Origin of the sequence: Nitrosopumilus cobalaminigenes, assembly GCF_013407145.1 — an archaeon.
GTDB lineage: Archaea > Thermoproteota > Nitrososphaeria > Nitrososphaerales > Nitrosopumilaceae > Nitrosopumilus > Nitrosopumilus cobalaminigenes.
Genome location: NZ_CP026993.1, coordinates 161,410 through 186,715 on the forward strand (window position 1 = coordinate 161,410; position 25,306 = coordinate 186,715).

At 32.6% G+C, this 25,306-nt stretch carries 34 protein-coding genes and 3 tRNA genes; 19 read left to right on the forward strand and 18 right to left on the reverse strand.

Annotated elements, in window-relative coordinates:
* Positions 1-72: 72 nt before the first annotated feature.
* Entirely contained in the window at positions 73-1,086 is a 1,014-nt protein-coding gene (locus tag C5F47_RS00830) for an SIS domain-containing protein (RefSeq protein ID WP_246271124.1), read from the reverse strand.
* 105 nt (positions 1,087-1,191) lie between these two features.
* Between C5F47_RS00830 and mtnA the strand changes: the two genes are divergently transcribed.
* Positions 1,192-2,256 carry an S-methyl-5-thioribose-1-phosphate isomerase gene (mtnA, locus tag C5F47_RS00835; protein ID WP_246271126.1) on the forward strand — a complete coding sequence of 355 codons (1,065 nt, stop codon included), beginning with the start codon at positions 1,192-1,194 and terminating at the stop codon, positions 2,254-2,256.
* A gap of 36 nt (positions 2,257-2,292) precedes the next feature.
* Positions 2,293-2,931: a PqqD family peptide modification chaperone gene (locus C5F47_RS00840; RefSeq protein ID WP_179361053.1), complete on the forward strand. Its 639-nt coding sequence runs from the start codon at positions 2,293-2,295 to the stop codon at positions 2,929-2,931.
* A gap of 2 nt (positions 2,932-2,933) precedes the next feature.
* Here the strand turns inward: C5F47_RS00840 and C5F47_RS00845 are convergent, their stop codons facing one another.
* On the reverse strand, positions 2,934-3,581 hold the full coding sequence (locus C5F47_RS00845; protein WP_179361054.1) for an SDR family oxidoreductase: 648 nt from the start codon (positions 3,579-3,581) through the stop codon (positions 2,934-2,936).
* A 25-nt stretch (positions 3,582-3,606) separates the two neighbouring features.
* Positions 3,607-3,846 carry a hypothetical protein gene (locus C5F47_RS00850; protein ID WP_179361055.1) on the reverse strand — a complete coding sequence of 80 codons (240 nt, stop codon included), beginning with the start codon at positions 3,844-3,846 and terminating at the stop codon, positions 3,607-3,609.
* 119 nt (positions 3,847-3,965) lie between these two features.
* Here C5F47_RS00850 and C5F47_RS00855 point away from each other — a divergent pair, with 119 nt between their 5' ends.
* Positions 3,966-4,559: a hypothetical protein gene (locus C5F47_RS00855; RefSeq protein ID WP_179361056.1), complete on the forward strand. Its 594-nt coding sequence runs from the start codon at positions 3,966-3,968 to the stop codon at positions 4,557-4,559.
* On the opposite strand, the gene C5F47_RS00860 is transcribed toward C5F47_RS00855, so the two are convergent.
* Together C5F47_RS00860 and C5F47_RS00865 are read right to left on the reverse strand one after the other, a co-directional pair.
* Positions 4,523-5,023, reverse strand: coding sequence for a hypothetical protein (locus C5F47_RS00860; protein WP_246271128.1), 501 nt, complete (start codon positions 5,021-5,023; stop codon positions 4,523-4,525). The genes C5F47_RS00855 and C5F47_RS00860 overlap by 37 nt on opposite strands.
* Before the next feature lie 34 nt (positions 5,024-5,057).
* A tRNA-Arg gene (locus C5F47_RS00865) sits at positions 5,058-5,132 on the reverse strand.
* 44 nt (positions 5,133-5,176) lie between these two features.
* Between C5F47_RS00865 and C5F47_RS00870 the strand changes: the two genes are divergently transcribed.
* On the forward strand, positions 5,177-6,352 hold the full coding sequence (locus C5F47_RS00870; protein ID WP_179361057.1) for an aminotransferase class I/II-fold pyridoxal phosphate-dependent enzyme: 1,176 nt from the start codon (positions 5,177-5,179) through the stop codon (positions 6,350-6,352).
* On the opposite strand, the gene C5F47_RS00875 is transcribed toward C5F47_RS00870, so the two are convergent.
* Genes C5F47_RS00875 through npdG form a run of 3 tightly spaced genes read right to left on the reverse strand, consistent with a single transcriptional unit; the run spans position 6,346 to position 7,655 of the window.
* Positions 6,346-6,747 carry a pyridoxamine 5'-phosphate oxidase family protein gene (locus C5F47_RS00875; RefSeq protein WP_179361058.1) on the reverse strand — a complete coding sequence of 134 codons (402 nt, stop codon included), beginning with the start codon at positions 6,745-6,747 and terminating at the stop codon, positions 6,346-6,348. The two genes, C5F47_RS00870 and C5F47_RS00875, sit on opposite strands and share 7 nt — an antisense overlap.
* The gene (locus C5F47_RS00880; protein WP_179361059.1) at positions 6,731-6,964 is read right to left on the reverse strand and encodes a hypothetical protein; all 234 of its coding nucleotides are present in this window, start codon (positions 6,962-6,964) and stop codon (positions 6,731-6,733) included. The genes C5F47_RS00875 and C5F47_RS00880 overlap by 17 nt, the downstream gene beginning before the upstream one ends.
* A gap of 19 nt (positions 6,965-6,983) precedes the next feature.
* A complete protein-coding gene (npdG, locus tag C5F47_RS00885) occupies positions 6,984-7,655 on the reverse strand; it encodes an NADPH-dependent F420 reductase (RefSeq protein ID WP_179361060.1) in 672 nt (223 codons plus the stop codon).
* Between the two features lie 51 nt (positions 7,656-7,706).
* On the opposite strand from npdG, the gene C5F47_RS00890 reads away from it, so the two are divergent.
* From C5F47_RS00890 to C5F47_RS00915, 6 genes are read left to right on the forward strand one after another with little or no spacing between them, the layout of a single operon-like run.
* Positions 7,707-8,330, forward strand: coding sequence for a histidine phosphatase family protein (locus tag C5F47_RS00890; RefSeq protein ID WP_179361061.1), 624 nt, complete (start codon positions 7,707-7,709; stop codon positions 8,328-8,330).
* Positions 8,331-8,385: 55 nt separating this feature from the next.
* Positions 8,386-8,646 carry a cytochrome c oxidase subunit II gene (locus C5F47_RS00895; protein ID WP_179361062.1) on the forward strand — a complete coding sequence of 87 codons (261 nt, stop codon included), beginning with the start codon at positions 8,386-8,388 and terminating at the stop codon, positions 8,644-8,646.
* A 2-nt stretch (positions 8,647-8,648) separates the two neighbouring features.
* Positions 8,649-9,080, forward strand: coding sequence for a cupredoxin domain-containing protein (locus tag C5F47_RS00900; RefSeq protein WP_179361063.1), 432 nt, complete (start codon positions 8,649-8,651; stop codon positions 9,078-9,080).
* A 49-nt stretch (positions 9,081-9,129) separates the two neighbouring features.
* Positions 9,130-10,656 carry a cytochrome c oxidase subunit I gene (locus tag C5F47_RS00905; protein WP_179361064.1) on the forward strand — a complete coding sequence of 509 codons (1,527 nt, stop codon included), beginning with the start codon at positions 9,130-9,132 and terminating at the stop codon, positions 10,654-10,656.
* Positions 10,657-10,668: 12 nt separating this feature from the next.
* Positions 10,669-11,634 carry a plastocyanin/azurin family copper-binding protein gene (locus tag C5F47_RS00910; RefSeq protein WP_179361065.1) on the forward strand — a complete coding sequence of 322 codons (966 nt, stop codon included), beginning with the start codon at positions 10,669-10,671 and terminating at the stop codon, positions 11,632-11,634.
* Positions 11,635-11,646: 12 nt separating this feature from the next.
* Entirely contained in the window at positions 11,647-12,090 is a 444-nt protein-coding gene (locus tag C5F47_RS00915; RefSeq protein WP_179361066.1) for a COX15/CtaA family protein, read from the forward strand.
* On the opposite strand, the gene C5F47_RS00920 is transcribed toward C5F47_RS00915, so the two are convergent.
* Positions 12,080-12,604: a hypothetical protein gene (locus C5F47_RS00920; protein ID WP_246271129.1), complete on the reverse strand. Its 525-nt coding sequence runs from the start codon at positions 12,602-12,604 to the stop codon at positions 12,080-12,082. The two genes, C5F47_RS00915 and C5F47_RS00920, sit on opposite strands and share 11 nt — an antisense overlap.
* A gap of 97 nt (positions 12,605-12,701) precedes the next feature.
* Between C5F47_RS00920 and C5F47_RS00925 the strand changes: the two genes are divergently transcribed.
* Together C5F47_RS00925 and C5F47_RS00930 are read left to right on the forward strand one after the other, a co-directional pair.
* Positions 12,702-13,304: an SRPBCC family protein gene (locus C5F47_RS00925; RefSeq protein ID WP_179361067.1), complete on the forward strand. Its 603-nt coding sequence runs from the start codon at positions 12,702-12,704 to the stop codon at positions 13,302-13,304.
* Positions 13,305-13,363: 59 nt separating this feature from the next.
* Positions 13,364-13,437: transfer RNA gene (locus C5F47_RS00930), tRNA-Lys, on the forward strand.
* Positions 13,438-13,458: 21 nt separating this feature from the next.
* Here C5F47_RS00930 and C5F47_RS00935 read toward each other — a convergent pair.
* The gene (locus C5F47_RS00935; protein ID WP_179361068.1) at positions 13,459-13,836 is read right to left on the reverse strand and encodes a response regulator; all 378 of its coding nucleotides are present in this window, start codon (positions 13,834-13,836) and stop codon (positions 13,459-13,461) included.
* A 178-nt stretch (positions 13,837-14,014) separates the two neighbouring features.
* On the opposite strand from C5F47_RS00935, the gene C5F47_RS00940 reads away from it, so the two are divergent.
* Entirely contained in the window at positions 14,015-15,814 is a 1,800-nt protein-coding gene (locus C5F47_RS00940) for a sensor histidine kinase (RefSeq protein ID WP_179361069.1), read from the forward strand.
* 2 nt (positions 15,815-15,816) lie between these two features.
* Here the strand turns inward: C5F47_RS00940 and C5F47_RS00945 are convergent, their stop codons facing one another.
* From C5F47_RS00945 to C5F47_RS00955, 3 genes are read right to left on the reverse strand one after another with little or no spacing between them, the layout of a single operon-like run.
* Positions 15,817-16,371: a class I SAM-dependent methyltransferase gene (locus tag C5F47_RS00945; protein WP_179361070.1), complete on the reverse strand. Its 555-nt coding sequence runs from the start codon at positions 16,369-16,371 to the stop codon at positions 15,817-15,819.
* A 37-nt stretch (positions 16,372-16,408) separates the two neighbouring features.
* Complete coding sequence (locus tag C5F47_RS00950; protein WP_179361071.1) at positions 16,409-16,570, reverse strand: hypothetical protein; 162 nt, start codon at positions 16,568-16,570, stop codon at positions 16,409-16,411.
* Positions 16,571-16,610: 40 nt separating this feature from the next.
* Positions 16,611-17,525: a branched-chain amino acid transaminase gene (locus C5F47_RS00955; protein WP_179361072.1), complete on the reverse strand. Its 915-nt coding sequence runs from the start codon at positions 17,523-17,525 to the stop codon at positions 16,611-16,613.
* Positions 17,526-17,621: 96 nt separating this feature from the next.
* Here C5F47_RS00955 and C5F47_RS00960 point away from each other — a divergent pair, with 96 nt between their 5' ends.
* Positions 17,622-17,828, forward strand: a complete 207-nt coding sequence (locus tag C5F47_RS00960; RefSeq protein ID WP_179361073.1) for a hypothetical protein — start codon at positions 17,622-17,624, stop codon at positions 17,826-17,828.
* 150 nt (positions 17,829-17,978) lie between these two features.
* Here C5F47_RS00960 and C5F47_RS00965 read toward each other — a convergent pair whose 3' ends face one another.
* Positions 17,979-19,394: an aspartate kinase gene (locus C5F47_RS00965; RefSeq protein WP_179361074.1), complete on the reverse strand. Its 1,416-nt coding sequence runs from the start codon at positions 19,392-19,394 to the stop codon at positions 17,979-17,981.
* A 45-nt stretch (positions 19,395-19,439) separates the two neighbouring features.
* Complete coding sequence (locus C5F47_RS00970; RefSeq protein ID WP_179361075.1) at positions 19,440-20,456, reverse strand: glycosyltransferase; 1,017 nt, start codon at positions 20,454-20,456, stop codon at positions 19,440-19,442.
* 79 nt (positions 20,457-20,535) lie between these two features.
* Between C5F47_RS00970 and C5F47_RS00975 the strand changes: the two genes are divergently transcribed.
* Both C5F47_RS00975 and C5F47_RS00980 read left to right on the forward strand, forming a co-directional pair.
* Positions 20,536-20,610: transfer RNA gene (locus tag C5F47_RS00975), tRNA-Val, on the forward strand.
* A gap of 70 nt (positions 20,611-20,680) precedes the next feature.
* Positions 20,681-22,270: a hypothetical protein gene (locus tag C5F47_RS00980; protein ID WP_179361076.1), complete on the forward strand. Its 1,590-nt coding sequence runs from the start codon at positions 20,681-20,683 to the stop codon at positions 22,268-22,270.
* Between the two features lie 31 nt (positions 22,271-22,301).
* Here the strand turns inward: C5F47_RS00980 and C5F47_RS00985 are convergent, their stop codons facing one another.
* Both C5F47_RS00985 and C5F47_RS00990 read right to left on the reverse strand, forming a co-directional pair.
* Positions 22,302-22,604: a hypothetical protein gene (locus C5F47_RS00985; protein ID WP_246271130.1), complete on the reverse strand. Its 303-nt coding sequence runs from the start codon at positions 22,602-22,604 to the stop codon at positions 22,302-22,304.
* 88 nt (positions 22,605-22,692) lie between these two features.
* Positions 22,693-23,184 (reverse strand): hypothetical protein, encoded by a 492-nt coding sequence (locus C5F47_RS00990; RefSeq protein WP_246271131.1) that lies wholly within the window; start codon positions 23,182-23,184, stop codon positions 22,693-22,695.
* A gap of 81 nt (positions 23,185-23,265) precedes the next feature.
* Between C5F47_RS00990 and C5F47_RS00995 the strand changes: the two genes are divergently transcribed.
* Both C5F47_RS00995 and C5F47_RS01000 read left to right on the forward strand, forming a co-directional pair.
* The gene (locus tag C5F47_RS00995) at positions 23,266-23,517 is read left to right on the forward strand and encodes a hypothetical protein (RefSeq protein ID WP_179361077.1); all 252 of its coding nucleotides are present in this window, start codon (positions 23,266-23,268) and stop codon (positions 23,515-23,517) included.
* A gap of 40 nt (positions 23,518-23,557) precedes the next feature.
* Positions 23,558-24,010, forward strand: a complete 453-nt coding sequence (locus C5F47_RS01000; protein WP_179361078.1) for a hypothetical protein — start codon at positions 23,558-23,560, stop codon at positions 24,008-24,010.
* On the opposite strand, the gene C5F47_RS01005 is transcribed toward C5F47_RS01000, so the two are convergent.
* Positions 24,007-24,888 (reverse strand): radical SAM protein, encoded by an 882-nt coding sequence (locus tag C5F47_RS01005; RefSeq protein WP_179361739.1) that lies wholly within the window; start codon positions 24,886-24,888, stop codon positions 24,007-24,009. The two genes, C5F47_RS01000 and C5F47_RS01005, sit on opposite strands and share 4 nt — an antisense overlap.
* A gap of 97 nt (positions 24,889-24,985) precedes the next feature.
* Here C5F47_RS01005 and C5F47_RS01010 point away from each other — a divergent pair, with 97 nt between their 5' ends.
* Positions 24,986-25,288 (forward strand): ArsR/SmtB family transcription factor, encoded by a 303-nt coding sequence (locus C5F47_RS01010; protein WP_179361079.1) that lies wholly within the window; start codon positions 24,986-24,988, stop codon positions 25,286-25,288.
* Positions 25,289-25,306: the final 18 nt, after the last annotated feature.

Consider the following 25,306-nt stretch of genomic DNA (forward strand, 5'->3'; position numbering starts at 1 on the left):
ATACTATAATTAAGCATTTCACTTTTGTCATGTATGGCATTTTGTGACTAATACTAGTATAGAATTATATTTTTATTCGATATTTTGCTTAATAAAATTAATAGAATGAATTGGTGTAGGATCTGTTTTTGTTAGAATTGCTTTATAGATAGAAGTATAGTCAAGTTGATAAATTAACGAAACCATTTTTGATAAAATATCTCCTTTAACTGAATTAATTTCCCAATAATCTATTTTATTTTTTTTGAAATATTTTTTAATAACTCTCCATCGTTCTTTTGTTTTAATGTAATCTTTTTCTCCTTGAATTAAAATGGGTTGTATGGTAGAATTTTTTTCCCATGCAACAATTCCATTATGACAAGATTCTATTATGTCCTCTGTAATCACATGAAGTTTTGCATTTTCTTGTAATGAATTTTTAAATCTTATTGATGGAGATTCCAACCCCCATGGGTAATAAATTAAAGGACTTTTTTTTATCCAATATGCTAAATTAAGAGAAGGATTTGAATTTGATAAATTTGATGTAGCAATTTTTTTATTAATTTTTTTTAATGTTTCAATTGATCTTATGATTTCTTTTTTGTTGATAGGTAAAATTGGTTCTAATACATTTAACATTGTATATAATGTACCTGCAAACGATGCTCTTGGAGTGTGAATAAAGGGAACAGATCTATGTTCAATTTTATTTTTTCTACAAAATTCCTTTATTTTTCCACCACTTGAAAATGCAACTATTTTACATTTTTTCTTTTTTGCATCACGAAGAATAGATAATGTTTCAACAGTATTTCCAGAAATACTAATAGGAATTACTAATGTATTATTATCAACAGTATGTGGCAAATGATATCCCTTTACAACATCAACATAGATCTTTGTTTTTGAAAAAATGGAATAAAAGACATCTGAAATATGACCAGAACCCCCCATTCCTGCAAAAACAATATGTTTAATTCCTTTATAATGAATTTTCTCACATTTTTTTTTAAATGCCACATCTGAAATATTAGGCCAACTATCATATGCTTGATACATTTGATTCTTATCAATTTTTTTTATTGTATCTAACTTTAACAATATTTTGAAGATCTTAGACTTTAATAAAATAGTTAGTAATACAAAGAATAATTTTCCTCAACACATTTGTTTGATTTTTAAAGAAGAAAATATTCCATTACTAATGTGAATGATACCAAAGATTTGATTGATTCATCCCTCAGAACAGTAGAGTGGAAAAATAATAAAGTCATAATGATTGAACAAACAAAGCTTCCAAATGAATTGATTTTTGTAGAATATGATGATTTTAATCAAGTTGCTAATGCCATCAAAACTTTGATAGTTAGAGGTGCTCCAGCAATTGGAGTATCTGGAGCATTTGGATTGGGCTTAGCTGCTTTACAAAGTAAGGCAACAACAAAAGAAGAAATATTATCTGATTTGGAAAAAGCAAGAAAAATTCTTTTTGCAACAAGACCAACTGCAGTAAATCTGGGTTGGGGATTGGAAAAAATAATGAATGTTGCAAAGACTGGGGAAACAGCTGAACAAATCAGAGAACTTGTAATTTCAACTGCAAAAAAAATGGCAGATGAAGATATTGAAATAAACAAAGCTATGGGAAAGAACGGATCTGTCCTCTTTGATGATAATGATACTATAATGACTCATTGTAATGCAGGTGCATTAGCAACTGTTGCATATGGAACTGCTTTAGGTGTTATTAGAGCAACTAGAGAAAGTGGAAAAAATGTTAAAGTTATTGCAACTGAGACTAGACCAATACAACAAGGTTCACGATTGACAGCATTTGAATTAAAACATGATGGCTTTGATGTTAGTTTAGTTCCTGATACTGCTGTAGGATATTCAATGGCAAATAGATTGGTGAATAAAGTTGTAGTTGGAGCAGATAGAATTGTAAAAACTGGTCATGTATTCAACAAAATTGGAACTTATCAGGTAGCAACAATGGCAAAACAACATGGAATTCCATTTTATGTAGCTGCTCCATTATCTACAATTGACTTAGAAACAAAGGCTGATGATGTAATTATTGAGATGAGAAAAGGTTCTGAAGTAACTGGAATTGGTGAGAAAAAGACTGCTCCTGATGATATTGGCGTAATTAATCCTGCGTTTGATATGACTCCTCCTGAACTAATTTCTGGTATTATTACGGAAAAAGGTGTGGCTACTGCACCATATGAAGAATCTATTCCAAAATTATTTCAAGCTAATAATTAGAAAGTTTTTATTGTTTTTCAAACTGCCGTTTACAATATGAGTACAGTTTCTCCGCAAGCAATTGAGGATTCGCTCAAACAATGTATGGATCCTGAAGTTCCACTAAACATTGTAGAAATGGGATTAATCTATGGAATTGATGTGACAGAAAATAATGATGTTAATATTAAAATGACAATGACTACTCAAGGTTGTCCATTACATGAGACTTTAGTTGAAGATGCTACAAGATTTGCAAAAAAAGTTCCTGGAGTAAATAATGTAAAAATAGACATTGTATGGGAGCCTGCATGGTCAATGGATAAAATGACGGAAGAAGGAAAATTAAAAATTAAAAATATGGGAGCTGCAATGAATACTCCAGCTCCGATTAATTATGAAACCGCATTACCACAAGGAGTTGGAAAACTAGTCCAACAAGAAGATGGTTCTATGGTATTAGCAAATGAACATGAACAAGGATTTATGGTTAATCAAGCAATTGTTGACTTTTGGAAATCTTGTAATGGTCAACGTAAAGTAACAGATCTAGTTGAAGTATTTGCTCAACAAACTGGATTACAAAGAAAACAAGTAGAAAAAGAAGTAATGCAATTATTACAACAACTCCGTGAAGGAGGATTAATTGCAATTGCTGGTCAACCAGACACACCAAATGTTGAATTTAAAAAATAGTTTTAGAAAATATAATTTGAATTTGCACCATCAAAATTAATTGTAACTCCTGATAGATATTTTATTTTATTTTCAACAATTGATTTTACAAAGTTCCCAATTTCCTCAGGTTCTCCAAGTCTTTTCATAGGTAGTGTTTTTTCAAATTCTTTAACATCTTCTATTAATTCTTGAGTTCTATCAGTGTTGATTGGTCCTGGAGCAATGTTTACACAACTAATATTTTTCTCAGCATATTCTTTACTCAATACTTTGAAAACTTCAGCAAATGCAGCACGATATGCTGATGAAATTATTAATTTTGTATTTGGTTCTTTAATTACACTAGAACTAATCAAAAATATGTATCCTCCATCATTTATGTGGATATTTTGTAAAATTGTGACAAACCCTAAAAATAATTGATTATGGTATAATTTCCAATCCTCTTCAGTAATAGTTGAGAATGGTTTTGGAGCAGGCCCACCTGTGTTTAAAACAAGAATATCTGTTTGTGAATTTTTTTCTAAAAATTTTTTTACACTCTGCAAATATGATGTATCAATATCCTTTTTTGATGCTGCAAAAACATCAATATCTATTGTTTTAAGCGATTCTGAAATCGCTTTACCTATACCTCGTGAACCTCCAAGAACAATTGCCCTAGTCATATAATTTTTAAAATAAACTTGATAATTAAATTTCTTTAATTTCTGTAATTGTTCCTAATACTGAATCCATTTGAACAATTGCTTTTTTCTCATCCCATCCTAGCGCAACATACCAATCGCCAGCATCGTCATGATATTTTGTTTCTAGAGTTTTGATATCCTCAGGTTTTACATCATATTTTTTTGCAATTCCTGAAATTCCTAATACAATGGCATCTTTTTCCTTTTCTAGACGTCTCTTCATTAATCCTATTCCTGGACTCATGATTTTTGTATAATTCATCATCTAATATAGTTAATTCATAAAATTAGCCATGTAGTCGAATTTTTCAAATTGAAATCCTTACCATATTTCAAATAGTCCTCTAATGGTGTAGAAACAAAATGAAATTAATTCAAAGACTTTCCAATTCAACTATTGCGAAATCTAGTACGCTTGTTTCACTAGTTTCAATTTTAGCAGTAATTGGTCCTATAGTAATCGTTTCAGCAGGATTTTGGGATGCAATTTCTCATCTTCAAAAAGAACCAGAATTTTTCTGGAGTCCATCCCACATTGTAGTGTACTTTGGTGTTTCAATGACTACATGTGCTGCAATTATGGGCAGTATGTTAATAATTCGAAAATCAGTTAAAGGCTCGCTAAAAACAGGAATCAAACTAGTAATTGTAGGATCTATATTACAAATAGTTTCAGGCTTTGGTGATTCGCTATCCCATGATCTATTTGGAATTGATGGATTAATTTCATGGTCTCATCAACCGCTTGAGTTAGGTTTAGTGCTTGCATCATTGGGTGCAGTTTTAATTTTAAAAAATAGAGAGCATACAAAACTCAAAATATTTCTTCCTTTCTCCATAATTGCATTTTTGTTTTTTACAACTTGGTTGATTTTTAATTTAGTTTTAATTTTTGGACACACAATCCAATGTATCCAAATCTACGAGATATTCTCTTCAGGTTGTTCTATATTATAATTTTTAATTTTCAAATACGATATTATCATCATTACAATTGCACCAACTAAAATCAAAATACCTGATGGGTACATTTTTTGCGAATTTGTATTTCCAAATTCTATTTGCATATCAATTGAATTCTTTGCAATATTTGTAATTTTTATTGTATATTCACCATCTTCAATAAAATCAAAATATGCTACTGACATTTTTGTTTGAACCATTTGTTCCTGAATTATATTTTCTTTAGGATCTAATATTTGAACAAATATCTCCTCTCCGCTAAATTCAGGCATGTATAATTTGAAATATCCTATATCTGCACCAAAAAATTCTGATTTTGTTTCAAATGAATTTGATTCTTTTAGAATAATTGAATCGTATTTTTTTTCAGTTTCATCAAAAATGAATGCAGTCCAAACCATACCTACTATCACTAATACTAATCCGATCTTGAATGGTGATATTTTCATTTTCATCATGCTGAGAAATTATTTGCTTAATAAGATAATCTAAAGGGCTCGGAGGGCTTCGATCCCTCGACCTAGCGGTTCGAAGCCGCTCGCACTATCCAGACTGTGCAACGAGTCCAAACAAGTAAGATTTTAACGGGTGTAAATATCTGTCTAGATACTTTGAAGGTATCTAAAAAAGTAGTTGGAGTAGAATATGCAATTAGAGATATTGTTCTAGCTGCCCGAAAAGTAGAACAAAAAGGCATGCAAGTTGATTATCTCAACATTGGTGATCCTGTTCAGTTTGGATTTCAACCTCCTGATAATGTAAAACAAGCTTTGATTAATGCAATTAACAACGGTGATAATTTCTATTCTACATCTGAAGGTCTTTTGGAATTAAGAGAAGAAATAGCTAAAAAAGAAAATGCTAAAGGACTCTCAATTACGGCTGATGATATTTTAATCACTAATGGTGTCTCTGAAGGACTCGACATGGTGATCTCTTCAATTGTTGAAGAAGGTGATGAAGTATTGCTACCCGGGCCTTACTATCCTCCATACGCTTCATATGTTAGACTACACGGAGGAGTTCCTGTAGAATTTGCTGTAGACTTGAACAATTCAACTCCTGACATTGATGATATAAAATCAAAAATTACTTCAAAAACTGTAGCCATTTGTTTAATCAGTCCAAATAACCCCACTGGAGTTGTATTTAATGAAAAAGCACTCAAAGAACTCGTTGACATTGCAAATCAACATAATCTCTACATAATCTGTGATGAGATTTATGATCAAATAGTATTTGATGATAAATTTATTGGAATTGGAAAAGTTGCTGGTGATTCACCAGTTATTGTTCTTAATGGTTTTTCTAAAGTTCACTTGATGTCTGGTTGGAGAATTGGCTACATTGCATTTAATCAATCTCCACAACTAGCTGAATTGCGAGAACATCTCCCAAAACTTGCAAGAGTTAGAATTGCAACCAGTCTTCCAGTACAATATGCAGCTTTAGAATCTCTTCGTGGGCCACAAGATTACATTAATGACTTTGTTTCAGAAATGAAAAAACATAGAGATTTTGTTATTAAACGATTAAATGAAATGCCTGGATTATCTTGTTCTAATCCTAAAGGATCATTTTATGCATTTCCAAAAATTGAAGATAATAGATTTGGAACTGATAAAGAATTTGTCACAAAATTATTAGAACAAAAAGGTGTACTCACTGTTCACGGTTCTGGATTTGGGGAACAATATGGAAGTGGACATTTTAGACTTGTATATCTACCAGATCTTAAAATATTAGATTCGGCAATGAATAAAATCCAAGAATTTGTTAGTCAGTAATTCCAAACTGTAAATTTTTCAGGAACAACTTCTATTATACAATCAGTATCCTCTAGTAATTCTTTTGCTGATTTATTCTCCAATGATTTGAAATATCTTAAAAGAATCTTTTTTGCAATAGTTTTGACTTTGTTATTCTCTAAAATCAAATTAGCTTTTCCTTGTACTTGAACACCGTAAATATTTGGAGCATTAATTCCTACATCAACACAACAAGAAACTTGATTATTTTTCTTTACATTTTTTGCTTTTAGAGTTTTAGTGTTTGTCCCAATGTAGAATTTTTTACTACTATACCTATACCATACAGGCACAATATGTGGGGTTTTGTTTTTACCAACTGTTGCTAATCGTAATACTTTTTGTTCTTTTAGGAAGTCATCTCTTTTGTTCATGTTTTCTAAATCCTAATGCTATCATAAAAATCCCAAAGCCTAGCATTGCAACTGAAACTTTTTCATTTGTAAATTCACCATTAAACATAAAGTCTTGCACAAATTCTATTCCCCATATCAATAATTGTTGAATGAGGACTATTCCGCCCATCACACAAAAAAGTACACCAATGGCTGTAAACCAATTTCGACCTCGTCGATAATACTCGTGACTCATGATAAATGAAAATGTAGGCTTAGATAATTTTGATACCTGGATTCTTTATCTTATTTCTTATCATTGCATTTAGTAGCAATGGAGTTGACATTTCTGCAAGATATGATAATTCAATTGGTCCCAAGTAAATTGATCGTAGTCCTTTGATTTCATCAATCAATCCATTTACCACTGCAACTGATTCTTTATCATCTCCACACACAAAAATATCATAATCTAATTCTAGTGTTGGATTTACCAATTTCTTTTCAGAAATTACATGAAATGCTGAAACAAGTTTTGATTTATCTTTCATATGTTCTGAAACAAGTTTGTATGAAAATGGTTTGTTGTCTTTAATTGAAATACATTCGAATCCAACATCTGTTTTAGTCATTGGAACAATTGGTGATACAACAACACAAGTATCTTTTACTTCTGATAATATTCCTGAACATACTGAATCAATATTTTCATATGGAATAGATAAAATCAAAACATCGCTTTCTTTTGCTACTGAAACATTATCGGTTCCAGAAATTGATCCTTTAATTTCTCCAAATGCTTCTTTTGCAAGATTAGTATATTCTACAGCTGATTCGGATGCTCGTCCAGCATCTCTAGAGCCAATAATTACGTCATAATTTTGTGACCATCTTAAAGCAAATCCTTTGCCCATTCCGCCTGTTCCTCCAATTATTCCAACTTTCATGATTATCTATCTGACAATGTTATTATTATCTCTATTTGAAAATCGATCAAATTGGGTCAGATCATCTTTCTTAGACATGGACAAGCAAAAAATAATACTGATAGAATACTTGCTGGAAGAACTGAAGGAGTACCATTAACTGAAACTGGTATTAAACAAGCAGAACATACAGCAGAATTACTTGAACACATGAATGTTTCAGCAATTTACTCTAGTCCAATTCAACGAGCAAAACATACTGCAGAAATTGTTGGGAAACATAATTCAATTGATGTAACAGTTGATGAGAGATTAATTGAACTTGATATGGGAAAGTTCACTGGAATGCCATATGATGAGATTTTTACCAGTCATGGTAATGTCTTTATGAAATTCTATAATGGGGAATTGGAAATTGCTCACAATGGTGTAGAGACTTTTGATCAAGTCAAAAAACGAGTTTTAGGAATAGTCGATCATGTGACTGAAAATCATCCAGATGAAAATGTTGTACTCGTAACTCACATGGATCCAATCAAGGCAATGCTTTCAACAATTGTGGACTTGTCACCTGTCAATCTCTTTGAGTTGATTATAGCAAATGCATCTCTAAACATCTTTAGAGAAAAAGAACAAAAATTCTCCCTATCCGGACTTAATGTAATGCATCCATCCAGATTCGATCAAGGTTGGTAGCTAATAATCTTGAAAACCCTTAAATAGAAATTATAGGCCACGTCATTCAATCGCTATGAAGAAATTCGTCGGATTATTCTTAGTATTGGGAGTTTTAATGATAGTCCCAGCTATAGACTTAGCATTTGCTGCAGGTGATGAACCTGGAGAATATCTTGATCGTAGAGTGGTTATTTGGAATTTATTTTATAGATTAATGACAGTCGGATTTACTGTAGGTGCAGTAGTATCTGGAACAATTATTTGGCAATGTTGGAGATTCAGAGAATCTCATCCTAAAGCTAAACCAACTCCATATGAGGGCACGGACTGGTAATAATGGGTGGACACTCTAACTGGCCTGAATGGATTTACATCGGAGTTGTTGTAGCATTGATGTGTTGGGTTGGAGCAGAAGCTTGGGAAGCAGAAAGACTTGTAGAACATGTTCCAGAAGATGCTGAAACAATAATTGTAACAGGACAACAGTGGTTCTGGACTTTTGAGCATGAAGATGGTACTAAAGAAATTGGTGAATTACATGTTGAAGTTGGCAAGGCTTACAAATTTGAAATTCATTCTAAAGACGTAAACCATGCTTTTAACATTCACGATTATGTTGTTTTGATGGATGCAATTCCTGGTAGAGTAAACACTGTATGGTTTGCTCCAACTGATGCTGGAGAACATGACATTCAATGCAGAGAGTACTGTGGATTGATTCACTATAATATGCGTGGAACACTAATTGTGGAGGAGCCAAAGGCTTGACAACGCTTTTATCACAACTTTCAATGGTTCAGACTGAGGAGATAATCTAATGGTTCTAGAATTACAAAAACCACGTCCAATTTGGCAAATAATGTTTTCAACACATCACACTGATGTTGGTTTACTTTACTTAATTTCATCACTAGCATTCTTGTTCTTGGGTGGAACCTTGGCACTTGCAATTAGAGCAGAGTTGTTCTTACCAGGTGCACAAATTATTGCTGATGCAATGACCTTTAACAGAATTTTCACAGTTCACGGAACGACATTAATTTTCTTGTTTATCATTCCATTTGCATCTGCAGTTGGTAACTACTATGTTCCAATAATGGTCAGGTACAAAGACATGGCATATCCAAAACTTAATGCCATTGCATTTTGGATGATACCTCCAGCAGGCGCACTCATCTGGTTAGGCTTTGCAGACTTTACTTGGTATGCAACACCACCATATTCAATCATCAGTGCTCCAGGTCCAGCTGCTGACATGTGGATATTTGGACTAAAGATTTTGGGTATTTCATCTGTACTTGGTGCAATCAATTTTGTAGTAACAATTCTCAAGTGTAAACATCCTGACATGTCTATTGGACAAGTCCCATTGTTAGCATGGTCATTCTTATCATCATCATTAATTATTCTCGTTGCAATTCCAACATTTGCAGCAGCACTATTGATGCTGTTAACTGACAGACTTGGTGTAAGTGGATTTTTCAATCCAGCCATGGGTGGAGATCCAATCGCATATGCACACTTGTTCTGGTTTACATTCCATCCTGAAGTGTACGTATTGGTAATTCCAGCAATCGGTATGATGTATGAAATCATTCCAAGATTTTCTAGAAAACCAATTTACAGTTACAACTCTGGCGTCTTTGCATTTGTCTTGTTATCTATTGTTGGTTTCTCATCATGGGCACACCACATGTATGCAACCGGAATGTCATTTACTGAAAAAACTGTATTTATGGTAGGAACTCTTGCAGCAGTTCCAGCATCCGCAATGCATGTCTTCAACTTTGTAGCAACAATGTGGAATGGAAGAATCAAATTCTCAACCCCAATGATGTGGGCAGTTGGTGGAATTGCATTATTCTTCTCTGCAGGTGCAGGTGGAGTTGCAAACGCTGCTATGCCATTAGACTTTACAACACACGATACATACTGGGTAGTTGGACACTTCCATCTCTTTGTGATGGGAACAATTGCATTTGGTTCAATTGGTTTCCTATACTACATGTTCCCATATGTAACAGGAAGAATGTATAATGAAACAATGGGTAAAATCCATTTCATAATGTCCTTTGTTGGTACAGTTCTAGTATTCTTTACGCAACACGTACTTGGCTTGTATGGAATGCCAAGAAGAATTTTCGATTATCCGCCAATCCCAGAATGGATTGCTATGAACCAAATTGCAACAGTAGGTGCAATGGTTATTGGTGTCAGTATGGCAATCTTCCTAGCAAATATGATTTACAGTTCAGGAAAGGGACAACTTGCAAATACCGAAGACCCATTTGGTGTCGGTGGCAAGTACTATTATCCATTTGAGGCAAAGAACCCATCACATTAGGAGATATATGAAATGAGTTACGATAATTCCCAAGTTTACAGAACCACTCCAGCAAGAACTGGAAAAATGATGATAATCATGTTAGGAATCTGCATTGTAGGTGGAGCAATCTTCTTTTCAATGTGGGACTATTGGATATCCGAACCAGCCCCAGTTGTAGCAATGATGGCAGGTGGAGATGATCATGGTGCAGCAGCAGTACACACTGGTGCCACTATAATGTCAACTCTCTCGTTTATCGAATCATCTGACTTTAGGACTTTGGCTTTTAACGCATTACCAGGAGAACCTGATAACAATCCAACAATCAATATGGCAGTTGGAGACAAAGTTGTCTTTGATGTTGTCAATGACGGAAAATCATTTCATTCATTTGGTGTCACTCTTGATGATGAAGGCTTTGGAGGTATTATTCCAGGAAGTGAAGTTGCAACTGCATCAAACCCTCTAAAACCAGGTGAAAGTGGTTCTTCAGAATTTATTGCAGGTGAAGATGGAATTTATTATTATATTTGTACAGTTCCTGGCCACAGAGAACAAGGAATGGTAGGTAAAATCATTGTAGGTGATGCTTCAGTTGAAGAAGAAGTAATGGAGGCCGTACCAGAACCAGAGGTAATGGAAGAAGTAGCACCAGAACCAGAGGTAATGGAAGAAGTTACAGCACCAGAACCCGTAGCATATGATGGACCAATTTCTCTCCCAGATGGCTCCGGAGTTCCAGGATGTGAGGCAACAAATGAATGCTATATTCCATATCACGTAACAGTTTCAGCCGGTGAAGAAATTATTTGGTCAAATGATGATACAGCAGCTCACACAGTAACCAGTGGATCCCCTGGAGCCCCTGATGGACTCTTTGATAGTAGTCTGTTTATGGCAGGTGGTACTTTTTCAGTCACATTAGATGAATCAGGAGATTATCCTTACTTTTGTATGGTACATCCTTGGATGACTGGTATAGTTACAGTTAACTAGATACGAAAAATTTTGGCTATACAATATCTTGCATTAACAACAATGATTATTTTATATTCATTGATGTTTATTGGTGGGTATATTTCTGCTGCAGGACTGGGATTGACTTGTCCTGAGTGGCCTTTATGTCCAAATGGAATAATGCCTTCTGAAGAATATCTAATTGAATGGATTCATAGAACGATTGCTGCAACCACTGGAGTCTTGATAATTGCAACTATGGTTGCAAGTTTGATTAACAAGAACTCTGACTTAAAAATAAAAATTACAAGCTCTCTTGCAACTGCATTAGTAATTACACAAATTACACTAGGCGCCTTAGTAATTGATACAAAACTACATGCTGTATTAGTTGCAATTCATTTGGGAATTGGAATTTGGTTATTTGCTATGGTGTTGTTAACTACTCTATTTGCATTTAGAATTTCAAAGTCTTCTAAATCTATCACTGCTTAGATTTTTTTAATATTTTTGGTAGATATATGTACAACATTACTCCCAAAAATACAAAAGCACCCGTAGTAATTGCACTAATGAATAAAAATCCAAATGGGCTTTGTGTTCCCATGTTGAAAGTATAAGTCAAAATTCCATCTGAACCTTCCATGTCATACAAATCCACCTTAACAACATGATTTCCTATATTTCTCCAAACATAGTCAAAATCCCAATGGGAGCCATCCACTGATGTTGGAGGAATTGCATCTACTTGCTGCTCATTGTAATATACTCTAATTCCCATAGTAAAATCCTCAACTTCGTCATAGTCAAATCCCCTTGTGACTTTTATTAGAAATTGTGATGGTTCATCAATTTGTGGAAATTCTGGTGCTGTGGCCACTTGAACTCTATACCCGCCTATTGATTGCTCAGCAGAATTGAACATTGAATGCCCATATGCTGTACCAAGTCCAGAAAATGATGCAAAAATCAAAATAAAGATCAAAAAGGCTGATCGCGTAGTTGCCATCCATTATCCTAAATGAGAAGGATGAATATATTGTAAGTCAAATCCTATAGGAAAATCTTCAAAACCTTTAAATCCTTATTGGCAAGAATCTCAATCGTTGACCCTCGTAACAAAATCAATCGATATCAAAACACCTGTAGAGAATGTTTTCACCTACTTTGCAAGACCAGAACATGTTTCTGATCAAATCAAAAATGACGCAGTAGGTATGACAGTCGTTCCTATGGACATCAAAGAAGGAATGGGTGTAGGTACAACCTTTAGAATTATCGGTGACTTTAGCGGTAAACGTTTAGAGTGGGATTGTGAGACAACTGAATTCATTAGAAATGAAAAAATTACTGCCAAACAAATTGAAGGTCCTTTCAAATCTTGGCAAATTACTAACGAATTCAAAGCATTAGGTAATAATCTTACAAGAGTAACCATGTCAGTAGATTATGATATGCCATTTGGTCCTTTAGGAGCAATCTTGGATAAAGCAAAATTTGCAAAATCTGCTGAAAAAGGAATGGAAACAGCTCTATACAACGTTAGAGGATTACTAGAAGGAAATGGTTCAATTCCAGTGTACATTACACTAGATGCATACCAAAAACTCCTAGCCGAAAAGAAAAAGATGAACGATGTTCCAGTTTCAACTGCACTTACAGCAATCATTGAAAAGTACAATGAAATTGAAGCAGAAGCACAAAACTAAATTTTCATTTATTTTAAAATCTTAAGATTAATAACAACTCTAGGCATATCTATTTCGGTGGGTCTATGGCGCAGCCAGGTAGCGCACCGGACTCTTAATCCGGTTGTCAAGGGTCCGAATCCCTTTAGACCCGCTTTTAACTTAATTTCAAAAATTATTCTTCTACTTTGATTTCTGTATACTTTTTTGCTAGAGCAAGTAATTCATCTACTCCTAACGGTTTTGAAATTACTTTGATTAATCCCTCTTTGATTGCTTCTTGACTTTTTGGTTCAAATTCTGAAAATCCTGTAACAATCACGACATTTGCATTTGTATCAATTGTTTTGATTTGTTTGAAAGCTTGATAACCATCTAGTATTGGCATATCTCCATCCATTATTACTAAAGATGGTTTACAGTCAATGAATTTTTGAACTCCTTCTTCTCCATTCATTGCAGTTTCTACATTAAATTCATGTAATTCCAAAATCTCCTTGTAAATTCCAATTAAATCTACATCATCTTCTACTACTAGTACTATTCTACCCATGCCCAGAATAGTATTCTCATACTTTACTATTAAACACTACGTAATTCCAAATTATGACATATGCCAAATTAATTATAGATTTTGTCAATGCATTTTAAGGAAAAATGCAATTGAAATCACTAGAAAACGTATATTCTATTAAAATTGGAAATAATATGAAGTTAAGAGGATTATTGAAATGAGTCAAAAAGATACAATTTCCACATCATTACTGGAAAATCCAAAAAAAATTGTCATTAGTTTGATTCTTGTATTGTTGAGTATTACGTTAATTTATCAAACAAGACCTTTTCTAGACGACTCTCAATTTTCTTTGATAGCTATTCCAGCATATGCTATTTTTCCAGGAGTAGTCACTTTGTATGCATCTATTCTTGCTATTAAATTACATAAGCAGAAAAATTTTGAATCAAAAGGATATGCAATGTTTGCTGTAGCAGCAGCATTTTGGTTTATTGCAGAACAAATTTGGCAACTATATGATCATGTATGGGAGGGTGAACCATTTCCATCTGAGGCAGATATTTTTTACGTTGCATCTTATCCTCTAATTACTGCGTTTCTTTTCCTATCGTTAAAACCTGTGATAAAAAAAGTTCCTAGAAATGTTTGGTTATTTGCAATAGGACTGGCATTTTCATTATTGGTTCCTTCTGTGTTAGCTGCATATGATGACATGTTTGAAGAAGATGCATTTCCTACTATTATTGCTCTTACATATCCTGTTCTAAGTGCAATTGTTTTGGTTCCTGCAATCGTAGGTATACTGTTTCTTGCAAAACAAGGAGCAAGTCTTTCTTGGATGTTGATTTTATTTGGTTTTATAATATATGGAGTTTCAGATATTTTCTTCCTCTTTGCTGAACTTGACGGTGCATATTATGACGGACATCCAGTTGACTTGATGTATCTTTATAGTTACACTCTGATCATTTTTGCTTTTCATGTTAGATTGAAAATTGCAAATTTACCTACATCAGAAAATAGAACTATATTTTTTACTGAAAGTATCAAATTTGAAACAATTAGTAAATTTGGAATTCCATTAACTGTTGCTATTGTCAGTATGATTATACTCATCTCTATTGTTCACTCTATTTTTATAGAAACAGATGATCAAACGTCCACTCAAAACATAATGTTGGGTGTTGTAGCAATGTTAGCTGTATTTGCAGCAATTGTAATTACTATTAACAAAAATCTTTCACGCCTAGTAAAAATGAGAACTAATGAGCTAGTAGAACAACGGGATAATCTTGAAAATCTTGTTGAAGAAAAAACCCATGAAATTCTCAAATCTGAAAGATTGTCTGCAATTGGTGAATTATCTGGTCGTCTTGCACATGACTTGAGAAATCCCCTTTCTGTAATGAAAATGTCCATTGACTTAATCAAGCAAAGTCCAGCAGATTCTAAAATATCTGATGCTAATGTAACTAAACGAATTGATTTGATAGAAAAGAGTATTGATAGAATATCTCATCAAGTTGATGATGTTTTAGGATATGTCAGAAACTCTCCACTAAACTTGGTAAATGTGTCATTAGTTGAACTTGTTCAAAGCTCTCTAGATAAAGTAAATATTCCAAAAGATGTGCAAGTTAAAATTTCTAAAAAAGATGTTCATATTGATTGTGATGCAGTAAAACTCGATGCTGTATTTATCAATCTTATAATAAATTCAATTCAGGCAATGCATGAAGGAGGAAAAATTGACATTGTCATAAGTGATCAAGATAATGTTGCAATTTTGAAATTTGTTGATTCTGGGGATGGAATTCCAGATGAAAACATAGAAAAAATCTTTGAACCATTATTTACAACTAAACAAAAGGGCACTGGATTGGGTTTGGCAAGTTGTAAAAACATTATAGAGCAGCATCAAGGAGAAATCTCAGTTTCAAATAATCCAACAACATTTACTATCATATTGCCAAAAATATTATCTGTACAAAACATAAAACTACAATCAAAATAAAACTAGAGTTTTTTCAGTAGAGTGAATCTAGGCTTGTCAGGTTCAATATCTTCATGCATGTCGACATTACTGACAAATTTTACCTTGTAATCAAGCCATTTCTTTTGCATGTTTCTAAACTTTTGATTTTCATCGATCTGCTTTTCTTCTTCATTGAATTTTTCACAATTCATAATCCATCTTTTAGAAACTCTAAACATCTCTGCTACTCCTTTTTCTACCGCATCATCATCTAAATAATTCATCAATCCATGAGTAAAAACAAAATCTATTGATGAATCCTCAAAAGGAAGTTTGGTGATGTCGCCTTTTTTAAAATTTGCAATTGTTGTTTTTTCTTTAGCAATTTTTAATGCTTTATCATTTAGATCAATTCCTTGAATTTGAAATGTATCTGGAAATAGTCTTAAATCAATTCCTGTACCACAGCCTACTTCTAATACACTTGTGCAACGTAATGAAATTGCTAAATCTCTTACAAATTTTGAAAATTCTTCGTTATATCGTGCTTCATTTTCATCTGAATACTTATTCCAGAATTCTTTATTGTAATTCATAGACATTTTCAAACAAAGCTGTATTTGAGATTAATTGTTAATGTTGACACTTGCAAGGGATAAGTTTTGTATCAAATGTACAATCATGCGGTCCATCTGATTTTCCCTGAGTTGGAATCTCTTTCATACAATCATCATGACGACCTTTTCTACAAAACCAGCAAATTTCTTGGGTATCGCCAGTAGCACAAGAATCCATAATTTCTATTCTATATTGTGGGTAAAAAACTTCATGGAATTTAGATAAATGTTAACCAAGGCAAGAATCTTTCATCTTTGCCCATGACTACATCTGTAAATGATTTTTGTAGTGCTTTTGTAATCGTACCCATTTTACCACTGCCAATCTTAACTTTATCAATCTGAGTAACTGATTTTACTTCTGCAGCAGTTCCTGTCATAAAGATTTCATCAGCGTTATACAGATCATCACGTTCCAGATCACGTTCAATTACAAATCCACCATTTTCTTCAATTATTTGAATAATGGCATCTCTGGTAATTCCTTCTAATCCTCCTGCTGAAAGTGGGGGAGTTTGAATTATGTCATCTTTAATTATGAAAATATTCTCAGCACTACCTTCTGCTACTTTACCATTTGAATTTAACATGATGGCTTCATCATATCCATTTTCTAATGCTTCCATTCTTGCAAGAGCAGCATTTGCATAGTTTGATGCAGCTTTTGCTTGCATTGGTTGAGATCTTGAATCAATTTTAGTCCAACTAGACACTTTACATTTTGCTCCAGAAAATTTACCGGCTTTTGATTCCCCCATTTTCCATTCCCAACATGAAATTGAAACATCTACTTTGTTTGTAGTTGGTGTTAATCCCATTGTTCCATATCCATAATATGCTAATGGTCTAATGTAAGATTCTTTGAGTCCGCCTGCTTGAACTGTTTTTATGATTGCATCTGAAATTACTTTTTTTGAAAATTGCATTTTCATAGAATATAATTTTGCAGATTTGAAAAATCTATCAACATGCTCTGGTAATCTGAAAATTGCTGATCCATTTGGAGTATCATAGCATCTAATTCCCTCAAATATTGATGTTGAATAATGTAATGCATGAGTTAATACGTGAACTTTGGCATCTTTGAATGGAACCAATTTTCCATTCATCCATATTTTACCAATCTCTTTCATAGGAGAGCAAAAAATCCATGCTAATTTAAAGAATTATCTTTTGAAGAATATTTGGCATATCTGAAACTACATATCTGATAAAGAGTAAATTATGGTATGGAGTGGACTATGGGCTTTGCAGGAATTGCATGCCTCGTAGTAGGTTTGGTTGGTCAGGCTTTTGAAATGAGAAAAATTCGTTTGACTACATACAAAGATGAGGATTTAGGCTCAGCCAATATTTTCATGAATAAGAAAAATTTCAAGTGGTATGCTTTACTTGGTATTGGAATTGTTTTGTGGTACGCAGCTGAGCGTATGTGAATGGATCTATATAGATCAGGTCTAAATACTAGAAATTGCAACATATAGTATCGCGTGTTTTGGGTAACGCCGGACTAACTCTAGATAAAGGTCCAAGAATAAACCCATGATGGCGGTTTACAGGAGAAATCCCGTAACGCCACTTTTACATTAAATAAAATTAATTTTTGAAATTTCTTGGTGTATTGCTCTGATTGCTTTTGTAATGTTATCTTGTGTATCTTCTACAACAATAATTATTCTTGAAGTTTCTTCCTGTGCATCCATGTTTAAAATATTTAATCCTGATTCACCAATCTTTGCACTAGTTCTAGAAGCTACTTGTTGAACTCTCCACATTTCATCACCAATTAATGTAATTACTCCTCTGTTGTATGTAATAGTTGCAAGTGAATCAAATCCTAAAAGATACTTTTCATTTCGTTTAACATATTCTCCATCCAAAAATAATATTCTAGAAAATTCTATTCCATCTTTTGTAAATGGAGATAAAATGATAAATTCACTATAATGTTTGTCTTTTTCTAATGATGTTAACAGCTTTTGAATTGCACTAGTTTCAATTCTAAAAATAGCACAATTCTCTTTTCCTGTTACTATTTTAATTGGATGTCCTTTCTGTTCATCTAGATTTCTTTTAATTGTAGTAATTTTTTCTGGATTTTTCATATTTGTTATAGTGATTGGCATGTCTACTCCGTTTTCTACAATTTCTTTAATTGCTATAGGATCTAAAATTTTCATTCCAAACATTCCTGCTAATCTTGCTTCATTGTATGATAGTTGTATGATCTCTCTCAAGTCAGAATCTACAATTTTTGGATCGGCAGAAACTACAGAACTATCTTTCTCAAAATCAATATTTGTTTCATATTTTTTATGAAATAATATTCCTAGATCAGCTGCGGTTCTATCTGAACCTCCACGCTCATATGTAGTAGTGATCCCATCTACCGTTTTTCCTATGAATCCTCCTATGGTCACTACTTCATTATTGTCTACTAATTCTACAATTTTACCCATTTTTTCTCTGGATTCTGCAGTGAGAAAATTTGTAAATTCTATATTGTGATCAGTAATAATTGGCCAATCATCATATTCTACTGCTTCAGTTTTGATACCATTACTTCTTAGAATATGGTTCATTACATGTGACATCAGTATTTCTCCAGAAAATGCTAATGCTTGAGAACGTACTTCATTGATAAATTCTTTGTTGTTATATGCAGTATCTAAGGCACTTTGTGCTTTTTCTAGATGATAATCTATAGTTTTTTTACAATTTTCTTTGTTATTTTCATCAACAAACTCTAGAATTTTTTGATAAGTTGATTTTACAACATCCAAAGACGGTTTTATCCCATTTTCTGCATTTTTACCCTGCTCTAAAATGACATCCGTCAAAGAACGTTTTTTTTCATTGTGAATTGTTAATGGGGCAGAAAAAACTGTAATTACTTTACAATCTGTTTTCAAATCTGAAATTCTTTGAATAATTTTGGGAATTGTCTCGCCATTAGGACCTAAGGCACTTCCACCAAATTTTGCAACAATTAACTTTGTCAATATACTTTATCAAAATCCAATGGCCATCTATTAAGCATTTGATTGCTAAACCATCAATTTTTGAATAATTTCTGATGCTATTTTAGCACCATCAGTATTTACTTGATTTCTTTTTGTTTCAAGTTTTTCTAAAACTAATTCCTCTAATCTGTTAATATCTTCAAATACAAATCCTTGTTCTTTTGCATTGTCTTCTTGCTCAAAATGACCTTTAATGGGAATGAATATTGAAGGTGTACCATAAGCGTTAGCCTCGTCAATGGTTGATTTTCCTGCTAATGAAATAATTACATCTGCTGCAAAAATTAGTTCATGTAAATTATCTACAAATCCTAAATTTTTTACATTTTTGAATTCTTTATTCACTGCAGGACCTGAAACCAGAACTATTTTTATGTCTTGATTGATTTTAGAAATTACCTCTAATGCTTTTTCTATGAGAAAAACTCCTGCATTGGTTCCTCCTATAGATATGATGATGGTCTTTTTTTCAAAAGAAAATTTTTTTCTTAATTCTTCTCTTGTACTATTTGTTTGTCTAACAATTGGACCTACTCGTTTAATATTATTCTCATCTTTTCCATTTTCAGGAAAAATAACTGTATCGCATTTTTTAATTATTTCCTGCATTGATTTATTCATCTTTTTTTCAATGAATGATGCTATTCCTTTAGTGAAATGAGTTTCTAAAACATCTGTTATTAATACAGTTGGAATTTTCATTTCTTGTGCTATTGTTAATGATGCAAAATCTTCATCACTAATCACTAAATTTGGTTTATCTTTTTGAAGAATTTTTTCTGAAATATTTTTACAATCTCTATAATATTGATAATAATTCCATAACCATTTTGCTGGATTTTTCAATGTTCCATTTTCAATGATAAATGATGGTGGACTGTATACATCTTGGACTTTGTAATCTAGTTTTTTTAGAATTTTTGCAGCTCCGCTTCCTGTGACAAAATTGGTTGAAATATTTTCAAAATTATTTACTATTGCAATATCTCGAGTTACATGACCTAATCCAATTGGACTTGAAAAGAAACTCAAAACATTCATGATTATCTCAATTTATTATCAAATTTCTAGATTTTCTCTTGTCTCAAAGTTTAAATGGATTTTAACAAGGTAGGTTTCTGGGCTCATAGTCCAGGTCGGTTATGACGTCGCCCTTACACGGCGAAGATCCGGGGTTCAAATCCCCGTGGGCCCATTTTATGCCTAATTTCTAACTAAATACGACATTTTAGATTATATTTTAATTAATTTTGAATATAGACAATATGATTCAAAAATTATTTTTGGTTGTTTTTGTATTGCTGATTGCTGTGACATTTTCTCCTGCATATGCACAACATCATTCTGGTTCTCTTGCTCCACCCGTTGATTTTGATGGATTGAAATTATCTTTAATTGCATTACTTACTCCTGAAGATTTTACATTAGATGATTCAGAAAACCCCAATCTTTCAATCAGGCTATTTGATAGTGATACTGACATCAATGTAAAGAGTGTAACATATAGAATTCAAATCTTCTACAAGAATGATCTTGTAGCAAATGAATATTTTTTTGATGAAGATGGAAAATTGGATTTAGAAATAAAACCCAGATCAGAATGTATTCATCAAGATCTTTGGAAATGCACAACGTATTATGGTGAAAAACATCCTATTGCAGGCGGATATTATGCAAGAGGTGATTCAATTCCTGTTATTCAAGGACCTGTATTTGATAAGAATGGTCAATATGAAATCAACGTATCCATTGTAGGAGCAACTAATCCAAAAACTATGACTACCAAAGATTTACTTTTTGAAACATTTGTAGAGATCCCTCAGAAAGAAACATTTTTTGTTAAAACTGCAAATGCACAGGAATTTCCTATCTCTATAAAATCCTACAATAGTGAAACTTCAAATTTCAACTATGATGTTTCACAAGAAAAGATAACTTTTGAAACAACTCCTCAACCAAATGCCCATCAACATCATTCCAATTTCGAACAAGTAATAATTTTAGAAAAAGACTTTGAATCCTTCAAAGACGGATACGCTGTAGATGTATTTGTGGAAGGAACACAACTAAATGATGAATTTATAGAATTTGATGTTTCATCTAGAGATGTCAATATAATTAAAATTGAGATTCCTAATGAAGAATTTCCCTCATTTAATAATGATAATTCCTTAAACGTTGAAATTTCACCTGGAAATTTGATTGAATACAGTGTTTTAGATTTAAAATTTGACAATAATGTCTCAGCAAATGTTTCATGGGATTCAAAATTAGAAACTGGTAAAAATATTCCTTTTACGTTTTCTTTCTTTGATTCTTCGAATAATCCTGCAGAAGAAATCTTATTTGCATATAGTATAATTGATTCATCTGGGAAAGAAATTTGGTCAAATATTGGTTCTGGTGAATCTTACCTTGGTATTTTAGCAAAAAATGGAATGGCTAAAGAATCAATTTTCATTCCTGAAAATGGAAAATATCAATTGAAATTGATTTTAACAGGTCAAAATTATCAAAACTTTGAAAATTTTCTAATTTCTCAAATTGACTTTGAACTTTCTCAATCACAAATGGATAAGAAAGAAACACCTACTGTTCCTGATTGGGTCAAAAAGAATGCAGGTTGGTGGTCTTCTGGTATAATTGGAGATCAAGAATTTGTACAATCACTTCAATTTTTGATCAAGGAAGATATTCTTCTTATTCCAACAACTGACTCCATTACATCTGAATCTCAAGAAATTCCTGATTGGGTCAAAAAGAATGCAGGTTGGTGGTCAGAAGGATTAGTAGCAGATTCTGATTTTGTTGCAGGCATTCAATATCTAATCTCTAGTGGAATTTTGGTAGTCTAATTAAGACTAACAAAAAAGTCTGATTAAAAAATTAACTGGTTGGATTCATTGCAGCAGCTCTTTCCTTAACTTTTTTGTCTATTACCGCATTGACGTATTCACCTTGCTGTGCTTGACAATCTCCAATGTTTACTGCATAGCCATCAAAGGTTTCGGCAATACATCCTGCATCAGTAACAGCTATCACTTCTACTCTTTCAGTATATTCTTCTGGGGCAACATACCACATTAGATAGGCAAAAAGTAAAACAGCTCCTACTAGAATTACTCCGCCAATAATAAAAATAGAATTCCTATTTGATCTATTTTTTGATTCGTTATTTATTGCTGACATGTCTATGTTATGTGAAAATCTAATTAAAAGAAAATGGTTAATTTTCAAAAATGATTTTCAACCAAACAAATCATACTTTGAATCAAAATTAGCCTATTTTACAACAACTTTTACTTTGAAGTCCTCTTGCAATCCACCAAATAGAAAAAATCAAAACTCCAACTGAAATGAATTTTAATTCTAATCCTTGCATTGGAAATAATGATAATCCTCCAACTGCCCCTAAAATTACTGCTAAAGGTGCTGTACATGCAGGGCATCCAGGTGTGAATGCAGCAAATGCTCCTCCTAACACTGCTGAAGAGTTTGATTTGACAGAATTCATCATTTTCATCCTTTTAATTTTAAATGCCATCATTGCAAAATTGATTCCAGCTAATGCTGAGATTGTGATTGTCAATCCAATTGATGTTACAATGTAAAAAGGCATAATCTCCATTGTAGTTTCTAAATGAGATGGAAGCATTGACATTGTCAAAAAGTAGTAGATGATTCCCAAACCTGTCCCACCAATTATTGCGATTGACGCATATCTTTTCGTAGTTAGAACATTTGAAATCAATTGAAATTTACTTGCCAAGTAGGTTAATTCACAATTCATCATATTTTAACTATATTTGATCAACCAAAGATTCTTAGCCATTAATGATGTGCCTACATCATGACTGAATTTTCATCTGAAGAAAAAATCATTCTTGTCCAATATGGGATTAAAAAATATGAAAATGAAGCAACTGTTACTGAAAAACTCAAATCTATTCTATCTGAAAAAGATATTCAGCGAAATATAGACACTCTTCTTGGAACACAAAGAGTTAGACGAATTGGTCCTGAAATTCTTCAAAATAATGAAAGCCACACTGAATTACCAGAACTTCCTGAAAATCTCAAATCTATAATTGATGATCTTTAGTTTGAAAAATTCTTAAACTACTAGAATCAATCATTTCGATATGAACAAAATAATTTTATTCTCTAGCATTTTGACTTTGACTTTTCTTTTGTCTTTTTCCATAGATACTGCTTTTGCACATCCTCATTCAGGCCAAGTTCTAATTAATGACCATACTCATGAATCTCAAACTGAAATTATTCCACTTGGTGGAAATATGGCACTTGAAAAAACATTTGTTACTTTCCATTCTCCTGAAGAAAATTCATTGCCATGGGCATTTGTTGAAGGAAAAATAGCCAATCATGTGGAAGGATATCCGGTAATCATTCAAATTTTTAAAGAAAATGATGCAGTTCATTTTGCTCAAACAGATGTTAATGCAAATGGTAGTTACGAGTACAAGTTTAGAGTATTAAACTCTGAAAATGGTATTTCAAGTAAAATATTTGACGGAGATTATTCAGTTAAAATCTTCAAAGTAGTATATCAATATCAAGAAAACCTAATCTAGAATCCACGTAATCCTTGTGGGCGTACAATCTCTGGATGTTCTTTCATCCATCGTACTTTTTCTAACATTTCTTGTTTATCTTGAGGGAATGTTCCCTTTACTGTGTAAGCATTAGATCCATGATTCACTCTAAATACAATTTCTTCTTTAGTTTCAATTTGATTCACCAAATCATATAGCTCTTCTAAAGATTCATCATCATTAATTCTAACAAATTCTCCTTTATACTTGTCAATGAATTCTTGCTTGATTCCATTTTCTAAATAGAGTGTTAATGCCCCAACATAGTTTGGTGAACATGCACTGAGAACTTCTGCAGTACCTTTAATGTGATCTTTTGAATATTTTTTCCCTCCTAATCCTAAAATTACCATACATGACATTACATATCCAGCTTCTTTTGCCTTGTTTACTGATTTAATGATGGTTTTTGCAATGGCTCCTTTTGTTACTTTTTTTAGAACAACATCTGAACCACTTTCAATTCCTAGATAGAACATGTCTAACCCTGCTTCATTCATCTTTTTTAATTCCTCAGAAGTTTTCTTTAGAATATTCATAGGCATTGCATAACAAGAAATTCTCTCAATATTTTGAAATTTTTCTCTAATGTATTTTACAATTTTAATCATATATTCAGAATCTAGATTTAATGCGTCACCATCTGCAAGAAAAACACGTTTTGTATCTGGTAAATAACCTGCCATCATATCAATTTCATCTTTAACATCTTCCCATGGTCTTTCAGAATATTCTTTTGATCTATACATGTCGCAAAATGAACATTCGTTAAATGAACAACCTAAAGTTACTTGAAAAATTAATGATCTAGCTTCTGATGGCGGTCTGTATAATGGTGCATCATAATTTAACATCATTTTCTTCTTCATTCAAATTTATCTGATTTGTTTTTTATACTTTCTACTTTGTCCCAGAATACCTTTTAGTAGTAAATGGGAAGGAATTTCATAACTTATGGCTAATGATCCAGATGCAAAGAGACTCTTGTGGTTTGTATTTGCAGGTTCACGTGGGGGACTAAATCGCTTAAAAATAATTTCAAAATTAAAGGAAAATCCGTTTAACACAAATCAATTAGCAAAAGAATTTGGACTTGATTACAAGGCAATTCAACATCATATACGAGTATTAGAAAAAAATAACATGATCAGTAAAGTTGGAGAAAAATACAATGTGAACTACTTTATCTCGACTTTTCTAGAAGTCAATATGGAGACATTTGAAGAAATTGAACGAAAATTGGATAAAAGTAAATAAAAGCTCAGGAGTTGTTTT